This window comes from Gordonia alkanivorans (genome assembly GCF_004011905.1).
GTDB classification, from domain to species: domain Bacteria; phylum Actinomycetota; class Actinomycetes; order Mycobacteriales; family Mycobacteriaceae; genus Gordonia; species Gordonia alkanivorans.
On sequence record NZ_CP027114.1, the window covers coordinates 1,418,243 to 1,430,585 of the forward strand.

The 12,343-nt window shown below is 69.4% G+C and carries 9 protein-coding genes; 4 read left to right on the forward strand and 5 right to left on the reverse strand.

The genetic code is table 11. The annotated features are described in order from the left end of the window. The first annotated feature begins 3 nt into the window (after nt 1-3). The 3 genes from C5O27_RS06480 to C5O27_RS06490 are packed head-to-tail and all read left to right on the forward strand — an operon-like array spanning nt 4 to nt 5,067. Complete coding sequence (locus C5O27_RS06480) at nt 4-1,650, forward strand: FAD-binding oxidoreductase (protein WP_127962227.1); 1,647 nt, start codon at nt 4-6, stop codon at nt 1,648-1,650. Nucleotides 1,651-1,666: 16 nt separating this feature from the next. After that, on the forward strand, nt 1,667-3,847 hold the full coding sequence (gene pta / locus C5O27_RS06485; RefSeq protein WP_127962228.1) for a phosphate acetyltransferase: 2,181 nt from the start codon (nt 1,667-1,669) through the stop codon (nt 3,845-3,847). Beyond that, entirely contained in the window at nt 3,844-5,067 is a 1,224-nt protein-coding gene (locus tag C5O27_RS06490) for an acetate kinase (protein ID WP_127962229.1), read from the forward strand. The genes pta and C5O27_RS06490 overlap by 4 nt, the downstream gene beginning before the upstream one ends. Here C5O27_RS06490 and C5O27_RS06495 read toward each other — a convergent pair. Genes C5O27_RS06495 through C5O27_RS06505 form a run of 3 tightly spaced genes read right to left on the reverse strand, consistent with a single transcriptional unit; the run spans nt 5,064 to nt 10,155 of the window. Continuing rightward, complete coding sequence (locus C5O27_RS06495) at nt 5,064-7,697, reverse strand: serine/threonine-protein kinase (protein ID WP_006357142.1); 2,634 nt, start codon at nt 7,695-7,697, stop codon at nt 5,064-5,066. The genes C5O27_RS06490 and C5O27_RS06495 overlap by 4 nt on opposite strands. Next, nucleotides 7,697-8,713, reverse strand: coding sequence for a glutamate ABC transporter substrate-binding protein (locus C5O27_RS06500; RefSeq protein ID WP_006357143.1), 1,017 nt, complete (start codon nt 8,711-8,713; stop codon nt 7,697-7,699). Before C5O27_RS06500 ends, C5O27_RS06495 begins: the two co-directional genes overlap by 1 nt. After that, nucleotides 8,710-10,155 carry a hypothetical protein gene (locus tag C5O27_RS06505; RefSeq protein WP_127962230.1) on the reverse strand — a complete coding sequence of 482 codons (1,446 nt, stop codon included), beginning with the start codon at nt 10,153-10,155 and terminating at the stop codon, nt 8,710-8,712. The genes C5O27_RS06500 and C5O27_RS06505 overlap by 4 nt, the downstream gene beginning before the upstream one ends. A 275-nt stretch (nt 10,156-10,430) precedes the next feature. Between C5O27_RS06505 and C5O27_RS06510 the strand changes: the two genes are divergently transcribed. After that, nucleotides 10,431-10,913, forward strand: a complete 483-nt coding sequence (locus tag C5O27_RS06510) for an NUDIX hydrolase (protein ID WP_006357145.1) — start codon at nt 10,431-10,433, stop codon at nt 10,911-10,913. On the opposite strand, the gene C5O27_RS06515 is transcribed toward C5O27_RS06510, so the two are convergent. Together C5O27_RS06515 and thiE are read right to left on the reverse strand one after the other, a co-directional pair. After that, nucleotides 10,910-11,278 carry a hypothetical protein gene (locus tag C5O27_RS06515; RefSeq protein WP_006357146.1) on the reverse strand — a complete coding sequence of 123 codons (369 nt, stop codon included), beginning with the start codon at nt 11,276-11,278 and terminating at the stop codon, nt 10,910-10,912. The two genes, C5O27_RS06510 and C5O27_RS06515, sit on opposite strands and share 4 nt — an antisense overlap. 350 nt (nt 11,279-11,628) lie before the next feature. Then, entirely contained in the window at nt 11,629-12,300 is a 672-nt protein-coding gene (gene thiE / locus C5O27_RS06520) for a thiamine phosphate synthase (protein WP_042375129.1), read from the reverse strand. Between the last annotated feature and the right edge of the window lie 43 nt (nt 12,301-12,343).

Below are 12,343 nucleotides of genomic sequence, written 5' to 3' on the forward strand. Positions count from 1 at the left end.
ACGATGACCGGGAAACAGGGGTCCGCCGCGGACGAGACCGCGATCCCGGTCGTCGACATGCGGCGGCCGCGTTGGGGCGACCCGGCGCGCGTCACCGAGCTACCCGCCGCCGCGGCCGCGCTGGCCGGCGACGCCACCGAGGATCGCGGTGTCGCCCCCGAGGCGGTCACCCCGCCCGCGCAGACCGTGCCGTCGGCAGTGCGTGCCGATCTCGAAGCCCTCGTCGGCACCGAGCACGTCGTCGGCTCCGACGACGCACGCATCCAGCACACCCGGGGCTACTCGACGCCCGATCTGCTGCGGCTGCGCATCGGCGACGCCTCGGACGCTCCGGACCTGGTGGTCTATCCCGCCGATCACGACGAGGTCGTGCGGATCCTGCAGATCTGCGCCGCGGCGAAGGTCGCGGTCGTGCCGTTCACCGGCGGGACCTCGGTCGTGGGCGGGCTCGCCCCCGACCGTGCCGGGTTCGACGGTGTCGTCAGCCTCGACCTCCGCCGCCTCGACCGTCTCGTCGAGATCGACGAGATCTCTCGTGTCGCCACCCTCGAGGCCGGGCTTCGCGGGAGCGCCGCCGAAGCACTTCTGCGTGAGCGGGGATGGACACTCGGACACTTCCCGCAGTCCTACGAGGGCGCCGGGATCGGCGGCTACGCGGCGACCCGGTCGGCGGGGCAGTCGTCGGCCGGCTACGGACGCTTCGACGAGATGGTCGAGGGACTCGTGCTCGCCACCCCGCGTGGCACCGTCGAACTCGGGACTGCACCCCGGTCGGCGGCCGGACCCGACCTCCGCCAGCTGATTCTCGGCTCCGAGGGCGCCTTCGGTGTCATCACCAGCGTCCGCCTCCGCGTCCGTCCGGCCCCGGCCACCCGGCTCTTCGACGGCTGGCGGTTCGACTCCTTCGCCGACGGCGCCACCGCACTGCGTCGCCTCGCCCAGGACGGCCCCCTGCCCACCGTCATCCGCCTGTCCGACGAGGTCGAGACCGCGATCAATCTCGCCGATCCCGCACAGCTCGGCGGTGAGTCGACGGGATGTCTCGTCGTCACCGGATACGAGGGTGAGGAGCGCGAGGTCCTCCGACGCCGCGACGCCGCGTCGGAGGTGCTCGTCGACGCCGGTGGCACGGCGCTCGGGACCGGCCCCGGAGAGTCTTGGCGCACAGGACGTTTCGCCGGGCCCTACCTACGCGATCCGTTGCTCGACGCCGGTGTGCTCGTCGAGACCCTGGAGACCGTCACCTACTGGTCGAAGCTGCACGAGCTGCGGGCCTCGGTCACCGCCGCGATCACTGACACGCTCACCGGCGCCGGAAGCGGAGCGAGCGGGCCGAATGTCACCGCATCGGGCACACCGCCGTTGGTCATGTGCCACATCAGCCACGTCTACTCTTCCGGTGCCTCGCTGTACTTCACCGTGGTCGCGCCGTTCGGCGCCGACCCGATCGCGGAGTGGGCGGCGGCGAAAACCGCGGCGAACGCCGCGATCCGGGCCACCGGCGCGAGCATCACCCACCATCACGCCATCGGCCGCGACCACCGCGACGCCTACCACGACGAGATCGGTCCGCTGGCGCTCGAGGCTCTGCGGGCGGTGAAGGCGACCGTCGATCCCGACGGCGTCTGCAATCCCGGCATCCTGATCTGAACCCCGGGGCGCCACTATGCTGGGGCGCATGGCCACCGACGCTGCCGTTACCGACCCCGCCGCTGGAGATCGAACCGCAAGGGATGGAGGTGCTGCGGGCGAGTCGACGACCAGCATCTATCTCGCGTCGGCGGAGGGGGAGACCGGGAAATCCGTCGTGGCGCTGGGCCTGCTGGCACTGCTCGCGGCGACCGGCGGCCGGGTCGGCGTCTTCCGCCCGATCATCCGTGCCAACGGCGACAAGCGGGACCCGTTGCTCGACCTCCTGATCGACTACGACTCGGTGGACGTGCCCTACGAGGACTGCCTGGGCGTGACCTACGAGGAGGTTCACGAGGATCCCGACGCCGCGATCGGCGAGATCGTCGCCCGATTCCATGCGCTGGCAACGCACTGCGACCGCGTCGTGATCGTCGGGTCGGACTACACCGACGTCGGAACCCCGTCGGAGCTGAGCTTCAATGCCCGCATCGCTGCCAACCTGTCGGCCCCGATGGTGATCGCGCTGAAGGCCGACGACCGGTCTCCCGCCGAGATCGCCGATCTCGCCGCGGGGTTGGTGTCCGAGGTCGGCGCGGCCCATGCCACGCCGATTGCGATTGTCGCGAACCGCTGCGACCCGGACCGGCTCGACGAGATCCGGACGACGCTGCGCCGCACCGGGGTACCGAGTCTGTGTCTGCCCGAGGAGCCGATCCTGTTCGCGCCCACCATGGCCGAACTCAAAGAGGCGCTCGGCGCCACCATGTACAGCGGTGACGAGGAACTCCTCGACCACGAGGCCTTGCGGGTGATGGTGGGCGGCATGACCGTCGAACACATCCTGGAACGCCTCACCGACGGCACGGTCGTGATCACCCCTGCCGACCGCTCCGACGTCCTCCTGGCCCTCGTGAATGCCAATACGGCGCACGGATTCCCGAGACTGTCGGGCATCATCCTCAACGGTGGACTCAAACCGCACCCGATGATTGAGGCGCTGGTGAGCGGGCTCAAGCCGACGCTGCCGATCATCAGTTGCCCGCACGGCACCTACGACACCGCGCGGACCGCGGCCCACACCCGGGGCCGGCTCAACGCCGGATCGGCCCGCAAGATCGAGGCGGCGCTGTCGCTGATGGAGACCTACGTCGATCCCGACGTCGTCATGCGCAACCTCAACGTCGACGTCCCGTCGGTCGTCACCCCGCAGATGTTCGAGTACCGGCTGATCTCCCGGGCGCGGGCACAGCGCAAGCACATCGTGCTGCCCGAGGGCGGCGACGATCGCATCCTGCGGGCGGCGAGCAGGCTCCTCCGTCGCGGCGTCGCCGACCTGACACTGCTCGGCGACCCGGAAGCCGTGCAGGCGAGGGCGATCGAACTCGGCCTCGACCTCTCGGAGGCCACCGTCATCAACCCGGCCACCTCGGAGTACCTGGACGAGTTCGCCCGGATCTACACCGACCTTCGCAAGCACAAGGGCATGGATCTGGAACGCGCACAGGAGAAGATGCTCGACGTCTCCTACTTCGGCACCATGATGGTGCACACCGGGCGCGCCGACGGGATGGTGTCGGGAGCGGCTCACACGACCGCCCACACCATCCGACCGGCCTTCGAGATCATCAAGACCAAGCCGGGCGTCTCCACGGTGTCGAGCGTGTTCTTCATGTGCCTGGCGGACACCGTGCTCGCCTACGGTGACTGCGCGATCGTCCCCGATCCCACGGACGAACAGCTCGCCGACATCGCCATCTCGTCGGCGGAGACGTCGGCGGCCTTCGGCATCGACCCGCGCGTGGCGCTGCTGTCGTACTCCACCGGGACGTCCGGATCGGGTGTCGACGTCGAAAAGGTCAAGACCGCAACAGAACTCGTTCGGAAGCGCGCTCCCGAGCTGCTCGTCGAGGGGCCGATCCAATACGACGCGGCGGTCGAACCGTCGGTCGCGGCGACCAAGATGCCCGACTCCCCGGTCGCCGGTCGGGCGACCGTGCTGATCTTCCCGGATCTCAACACCGGCAACAACACCTACAAGGCGGTGCAGCGCAGCGCCGGTGCCGTCGCGATCGGTCCGGTCCTGCAGGGTCTGAACAAGCCGATCAACGACCTGAGCCGTGGCGCGCTGGTGTCCGACATCGTGAACACGGTCGCCATCACCGCGATCCAGGCGCAGCAGGTCGACGCCGACACGGTCGCCGGAGACGTGCGTTGAGCGCCGACACCGCCGGGGCGGTCCTGGTCTTCAACGCCGGCTCCTCGTCGCTGAAGTATCAACTGGTACAACCCGACACCGGGGCGGTCATCGCGGACGGAATCGCCGAACGCATCGGTGACGCCGGATCGTCGATGACGCACGAACAGAACGGGGACACGGTCACCGAGTCGGTGCCGCTGCCCGATCACCTGACGGCGGTTCGGCGGGCCGAACAGTTCTTCGCCGACAACGGCACCGACCTGGTGCACGCCGGGCTCGCCGCGGTCGGGCACCGCGTGGTGCACGGAGGCCGGTCGTTCTACGAGCCGACCCTCGTCGACGACTGGGTCATCTCGGAGATCAAGCGGATCTCCACCCTTGCGCCGCTGCACAATCCGGCCAACCTGGTGGGCATCGAGACGGCCCGGACCCTGCTCCCCGACGTGCCGTCGGTCGCCGTGTTCGACACGGCCTTCTTCCACGGCCTGCCCCCGGCGGCCGCGACCTACGCGATCGACCGCGCGGTGGCGGCCGAACATGCCATCCGGCGGTACGGATTCCACGGCACCAGCCACGAGTACGTGTCGGGCCGCGTCGCCGAGTTTCTCGGGAAGGACCCCGCCGGCCTGGACCAGATCGTGCTGCACCTCGGCAACGGCGCGTCGGCGTCGGCCATCTCGGGCGGACAACCCGTCGACACCAGTATGGGCATGACCCCGCTGGAGGGGCTGGTCATGGGAACCCGCAGCGGCGACATCGATCCCGGCCTGGTGCTGCATCTCAACCGAGTGGCCCATCTGTCCGTCGACGAGATCGACACCCTGCTCAACCAGCGGTCGGGACTCCGAGGCCTGTGCGGCGAGAACGACTTCCGTTCCATCGCCGCACTGGTCGACGCCGGTGACGAGGACGCCCGGCGCGCCTACGACGTCTATATCCACCGGCTGCGGCACTACCTCGGCGCGTACACCTTCGGGCTCGCCAAGCTCGACGCGATCACCTTCACCGCCGGCGTCGGCGAGAACTCGGCCCGCGTCCGGGCGGATGCGCTCGAGGGGCTGCAGCGTTTCGGGATCGTCCTCGACCCGGACCGCAACGCCGCCGCGGGCCGGTCGGCGCGTCGGATCTCCGCCGACGACAGTGCGGTCGAGGTCCTGGTGGTCCCGACGAACGAGGAGCTCGCCATCGCGCGGCAGTCGGCGGCGCTTGTCGCGGACTCGGCCGGCGGGCAGCCCTAGAACAGCGTGTTCGGCCGCACATAGTTCGCGAGATCGACCAGCATGAACCGATGCTCGCGGTTGTTGCGGGTCTGACGTGCGAGCTGGCGCAGGGATCTCTCGGTGCCGGTGCGGATTCCGTACTCGGTGAAGGGGAAGCCGAGCAGGGTGGAGGGTTCCTTGTCCGAATCCTCCTCCTCGGGGTTGTCGTGGATCCAGCCGAGCGCGGTGCCGAGCACGATCAGCAGCATCCGCGACTTGCGGGGTTCGGTGTCGGGGATCTGTTCGAGTCGTCGTGCGGCCTCGACGATCTGGTTGCGGGTGACCTGCGAGGTGGGCCTGCCGTGTACCAGGGCGATGATCGCCGTCGCCCGGGCGGTGTTGAAATGCCTACTGGTGGCGGGCACTTCGTCGAGGGGGCGGATCGCGCCGTCGTAGTCGCCGGCCGCCACGGCGAGGCGGGCCAGCCCGAAGGCGGCGGTCACGATGCTGTGATCGGTGAGCCACAGGTCGTGATAGTGGTGTTGCGCGACATCGTAGAGCCGGGAGATCTTGTCGGCCGACTTCGACGACCCGTTCTCGTCGGCGAGCCAGCGTCCGATCAGTTCGGCGGTCCCGGCGACCGCGAGTTTCGGCGCCACCTCGCCGGGCATCGCGCCCAGCACCTCGTCGAAGCGTTCGTAGGCCAACTCGGGCTCGTCGTTCATCAGCGCGCAGATGCCCATGTACCACTCCACCCGCCACGAATCACCGTGGTGCTCGCGGACATCGCGGAGCAGCGCCAGAGCGGTGTCGACGTCGTCGAGCTGCAGGTGGGCGCGCGCCTCGGCCAGGTCGATCTCCAGCGACGGATGGGCGTTCTTCACCGGCCGGCCGCCGAACAGCGACGCGAACCCTTCGGCGCGTGCGGTGTTGATCGAGTCGAGAGTCTGCCGCGGGTCCGACAGGGCCGCCGACGTCAACAGGCTGGCGGCCGGATCCAGCGGATTCACCAGGGGCAGGGGGAGTGCGGTGGCGATGTCGACCGGATCGTAGAACGCGGCCTGGTCGGGGTCGAAGAAGCCGTCGACCGGGGCGAGCATCAGGTCGGTGCCGAACGTCGACCGCTGCGGGGTGAAGACCGTGGACAGCGAGGGCCGGGGGACGCCGGTGTGTACGGCGACCGTCTCGCGCAGCACGTTGAGCACCTGGGTGCTCATCTCCTCCGCGGAGGCGAACCGGTCGGCCGGATCGGGGGCGGTGGCACGTTGCAGCAGAAGGTAGAACGACGGATTGTCGCGGAAGACGGCAGTCTCGTCGGGGGCCGGCAGACCGTCGACGTAGCGGCCGTTGCGCATCTCCATCGGCACGGTCAGCACCGCGAGGGTGCGTCCGACGCTGTAGATGTCGGTGGCCACCTGGGGCCCGGTCTTGACGATCTCGGGGGCCTGGAAACCCGGTGTGCCGTAGAGATGTCCGTAACCGTTGATCGGTGAGACCGCCCCGAGGTCGATCAGCTTGACCTCGTCGCTGCCGACCATGATGTTCTCGGGTTTGACGTCGTTGTAGACCAGGCCCACCGAGTGGAGATAGCCGACGGCCAGCAACACCTCGAGGATGTAGGCGAGGCCCTGTTCGACTGACAGCAGCGACTTCTCCGGATCACCCGAGGTGATCTGTTTGAGCGTCTGACCGCCGATGTACTCCATGACGATGTAACCGAAACGCTCACCGTCGTCGCTGATGTGTTCGACGAAGTTGTAGATCTTGACGATGCCCGGATGGTTCACCGACGCGAGGAACTGCCGCTCGGCCACGGCGACGCGTTGGGCCTCCGAATCAGAGGAATTCAGAAGGCCTTTCAGAACGACGGGCCGGTCGCTGACGTTGCGGTCGATGGCCAGGTAGATCCATCCGAGGCCGCCGTGGGCGATGGCGCCGGCGATCTCGTACTGGTCCGCGACCAGTGTCCCCTGGGCGAGTCCCGGCACGAACGAGTACCGCGCACCGCAGTTGGCGCAGTCGCCGGTGGGTGGGCCCTCGCCTTCGCCCTCGAGTCGCCCGACGGGTTTGCCGCAGCGCCAACAGAATCGCTTGCCCTCGGCGATCACCGGATCGTCGATGACCGCGTCCTCGGGTTCGATGTCGGTGATCTTCGGCATCTCGACCAGGCCGCTGCCCAGACGGCGCTCGTGGACCGGCGGGCGACGCCGTGGGACGAGTCGCCGCCCGAGCGGACCCGAATCCGGTTCCGGTGTCGCCCGGGTACGGACGACCCGGTCGGTCCGGCCGTCGAAGCGATCCTGCGGCGCGATGCCGACGGTGAATGCGGGTGCGGCCGCCTGTGTTCCGACCTCGGGGTCGGTCACCGCGCGGGGTCTGGTGGTGTCGTCGGCGGTGTTGTCGCCCTCGGCCATGAGTGCGTCGAGATCGACCTTCTGCGTGCCGACTTCGACGACCTGGTCGGTGGTGCCCTCGTCGGGGGAACGGACGTCGGTCGTGTGGTCGTCGGTGGTGTGCCGGTCGGTGTCCGTCGCGTCGTCACCCATCAGGTCGGCGAGCGAGACGCGCTGGGTACCGACCTCCTCCGGGGTGTCGGGGGTGGGTGCGTCCGGACCCTCGGGTCCGTGAGGGTCTGCCTGGGATGGTTCGCCGGCGTAGTCCATGGGCATCAGTCCCGGTAGTACGGCTGCGGAGCGCCGAATCCACTGTCGAGGATGGTGAGCCAGCGATCGCGGATCTGTTGCCAGCGCCCGGTCGCGCGGGCGCGTTCGAGGACCCCGTTGACGAAGCGGACCATGTCGTCCTCGCCCTTCGGGATGCCCACGCCGTAGAACTCCTCACCGAGGCTGGGGCCGACGACGCGGACCCACGGGTCCTGCGCGGCGAGCCCGGCGAGGATGGCGTCGTCGCTGGTGACCGCGTCGACCTGACCCTGCTGCATGAGCACGAGGCAGTCGGCCCAGGTGGTGGTGCTGACGATCCGCACCCGCGGCTGGATGGACTGCATCCGGCCGATCGAGGTGGTGCCGCGTGCGGCGCAGACCCGCTTGTCGGCGAGCTGGGACGGTCCGACGATGTTCGAGTTACGGAACGACAGGATACGTTGCGACGCCACGTAATACGGGGCCGAGAACGAGATGTCGCGGAGGCGGTCGCAGGTGATGCTCATCGTCTTGATGACGACGTCGACGGTCTTGTCCCGCAACGCGTCGATGCGTTGCGCGGAGCTGAGCACCTGGAATTCGACGCGGTTCGGGTCGCCGAAGATCGCACCCGCGATCTCGCGGGCGATGTCGACGTCGAAGCCCTCGATGTCGCCGGAGATGGGGTCCCGGAAGCTGAACAGGTTGGACCCGATGTCGAGTCCGACGATGAGCCGGCCGCGTTCGAAGATGCCGGCCATCGTCGAGTTCGGCGGCATGCGTCCGGGCGCCGGCATCTGGGCGGGTGGGCGCAGGGTGAGGGTCGCGTTGCACGCCTCCGAACTCGGCGGCGGCTCGACCGGCACGTCGGTCTGGACGCCGGGCAACACCAGCGGTCCGGCGGTCGCGGTCGGAGGCGGTGCGTCCGGGGCGGGAAACCGGACACAGCCCGTGGCGACCAGAGCCACGAGCAGGAGGACCGCAACGACCAGCGGTCGCCGCGAGCGGGCGGGGCCGGACAGATGGAATCGGGGGCGGGTCATCGGTACTCCCGTATTCGGGGGACGAGTCCGCCGACGATCGCGACGGCGGCGAGGACCGCGAGCAGGAGTATCCCGGTCCCGGTGAAGCCGAGTACGCGCTGAGCGGTGTTGATGTCGTCGCGGAACGCCGTTCGCGCGGTGGTGATCGCGTCGACGAGTGCACTGTCGACGGCCGTATACGCGCGGGCCGAGCTGTTCAGCCCGTCCCCGACGGTGAGTTGCCGGGCGCGGTCGAAGTTGCCGGTCTGGATGTACCGCCGGACACCGGCATCGGTGCGTCTCCACTCCGCCAGCGCCGAGCTCACCGTGTCGAGCTGCTCCGCCGACACCGATCCGGTCTCCTTGGATGTGCGGACGTCGTCGACGATGCCGCCGATCTTGGCGGTCGTCGCGGCGAAGGTGCGTTCCAGCCCACCCTGATCGCCGCGGCGGATGAGGGACAGGGTCTCGGCCGATCGCGCCTGCTGGGTCAGGATGCGCGCGGCGGTGAGTTCGCGGAGCGGGTCGGCGCCGTCGGTCCGGGCGTTGCTGGTCGCGGCGACCGACATCAGGCCGGACGCGAGCAGCCACACCGTCCCCAGGAAGAGCGCGCCGATCGCGGCGACCAGTCCGATGTTGAATCGGCGGCGGGTCCTGCGTGCCAGGTAGCGGGACGTCAGCACCATGGCCGTGAGCAGCAGCAGCAGGGGGATGTAGACCGTCCACGGCGGGCGGGTCAGCGAATGCTGCGGATCGGCGATCGCCATCGAACGTCGCTCGTAGAGGCGCTGGGCGGCCGGCAGGATCTTGTCCTGCATCAACGACGACGCCTGGCCCAGGTACGCCGACCCGACTGGATTGCCCAACCGGTTGTTGGTACGGGCCGTCTCGATGAGCCCGCTGTAGACCGGGATCGACGTCGACAGGGTGTCGAGGTCCGACGACAGGGCCCGCTCGGTCGCGTCCTCGGTCATCCCCGGTCCCGGTTCGCTCGAGGTTCCGGTCGCGAGAATCAACGACGACGCTGCCGTCGCCAGCGCGTCGGAGTAGCGTTGCCGCAGCTCCGGCGTCTCCAGGCCGCCCGAGATGAACGCGGCGTTCGCGGACGCGTCGGCGATCGACAGGGAGCTGTAGAGAACCTGCGCGGCCTCGGCGAGTGGTTCGGTGCGATCGATCAGGCGCTGCAGGGTCTGGGTGCGGTCTTCGAGCACGGTCGAGGCGTACAGGCCGGTGGTCACGCAGCCGAGGAAGAGGATGACGCAGATGATGATCAGCTTGCCCGGCGTGGTGACCGAGTAATGCCGCAGCGTTTGGAACGGTGACTGCGCACGCTCGCGGGCCGTGGCGACGAGCTCTCGACGATCGGCGAGGACCTGGCGGATCGGCGGCGACGACTGGGCGGGACGGATCATGCGACCGCCACGGGTGAGTGCCGTCCGCACGGAGGACGCATCGCCGGTCACCTAGCTGATCCCCTTCTCGAACGCTGGATCGTCTCCGGTGTGGCCGCTCGGTCGCCGGTCCCCGTCCCGGCTCCCGCGACCTGTAAGAAGAAATGACTCATCAGGGTCATCGCTCACCGGGTCGTGCGTGTTTCAGCCTATGCCATCGGGGAGGGTTCCTCCGGGCATCGCCGTCGCCACGCCGACGGGTTCGTGATCGCCCTGGCAGGTCGCGCGTGTCTCACTTACGGTGGAGGAAATCCGGCGATCGGCTCGTCGGGCGGCAAGGAGGCGTGGTGCGCGGAGACGGCGACGGCTGGCTGATCGATCCCGACGGTTCACGGTATTGGGGTGTTCACGGCGCGGCGGGTCTGCTGCTCCGGGCGCCGCTGACCGACGGCGCGACCGGCGTTCTGCTCCAGCATCGCGCCGCGTGGTCGCACCAGGGCGGCACCTGGGCCCTGCCCGGCGGTGCGCGCGACTCCCACGAGGGCGCCATCGACACCGCGATGCGGGAAGCCGAGGAAGAAGCCGGCATCGACAGCGCCGACCTGCGTGTCGTCGCCGCCGTCGTCACTCACGAGTCACCGGGCGGCTGGACCTACACGACGGTCATCGCCGAGACCGATGCGCCGGTCCGCACGGTCGCCAACTTCGAGTCGACGGAACTGCGCTGGGTCGAAGAACAACACGTCGATCAACTCCCGCTGCATCCGGCGTTCGGCCGGGCCTGGCCCACCCTGCGCGAGCGGATCGCCGCACTCGACCCGCAGGGTTAGGGGCTGAGCAGCCGGTTGGCGCCGGAGATCAGCGCGGCGATGTTCGCCTCGTCCCCGGTCCTGCCCTCGCCGAAGGCCCACGCCTGCCGACCGTTGTTCTCACACAGCAGGAACGTGGCGATCGCCCCGTCGACCTCGCGCTGGTGCAGCCGCAGGATCTGAACGGGTGCGCCGAGGTCGTACAGGATCGACGTCATCGCGCCGAGCGGTCCGGCGGCGACAGCGCTGCACGACATGAGGCGATCGGCGATCGCGATGGTCGCGCGGCATTCGACGAGGTCCTGCCGCGCCGGTGCGACCGACCACGATCCGAGCCGGATGGCTCCGTTGCCCGCGTACTCGTCGGTGAAGTGTTGCCAGCTCATCCCGATGGCCTCCTCGCGCATACCCGCGGGCAGCGGACGGCCGAAGTGTTCGGTGATGGGATCTCCCGACGGCGCGGTCGTGTGCCCGTGTCGTGAGAAGGATGGGTGAGGCAGATGAAGAAGGTGCATCTCGAAAGCCGATTTCGGTCGAAGAACGGATGACCGACAAGAGCGTGCAACCGACCCGCAGCGGGGGGTCGGTCAGAATCAGACCCCGCTGCGGCGGGTTACGAGCGCGCTCTTGATGCACATCATGATCGGTCCAGGCTAGACCGCGGTGTCCGGATCAGGCAAACGGATTCCGCCTCGGCAGTCCACTCTGACAACCGACCCTGAGGACCACCCCTGGGCTACCACCGGCCGAGGAGGTCGGCGGCCGCGGCAGCGGGATCGGTGGCGGCGGTGATCGCCCGCACCACGACGATCCGGCGGGCACCTGCGGCGGTCACCTCCGGCACCCGCGGGGCGTCGATGCCGCCGATGGCGAACCACGGCTTGCCGGGCGCGGCGCCGGCGGTCGTCGTCACCAGGTCGAGGCCGGCAGCACTGCGACCAGGCTTGGTGGGCGTGGTCCAGCACGGGCCGACGCAGAAGTAGTCGACGTCGGGGTCGGCGGTTGCGGCCGCGGCCTGCTCGCGGTCGTGGGTGGACGCCCCGATGATCGTGTCGGGGCCGACGATCCGGCGCGCCACCTCCGGCGGCAGGTCGCCCTGTCCGACGTGGAGGACGTCGGCGCCCGAGAGAGCGGCGATGTCCGCGCGGTCGTTGACCGCCAGCAACGCGCCATGGGCGTCGACGACGCCCCGCAGCGCGGCGAGGATCTCGAGCTCCTCACGGGCCTCGAGCGTGCCGAACTTCTTCTCGCCCGCCGACCCCTTGTCGCGTAGCTGCACGATGTCGACGCCGCCGGCGAGGGCGGAGCCGACGAAGTCGAGCAGGTCGCCGCGCTCGCGTCGCGCGTCGGTGCACAGATAGAGCCGGGCGGAATCAAGGCGGCGGCGCGATTCGGAAGCAGTCGTCACGGCGACCAGGCTAGCCCTGCGTCGACCGGCCGGGCGTAGGGTG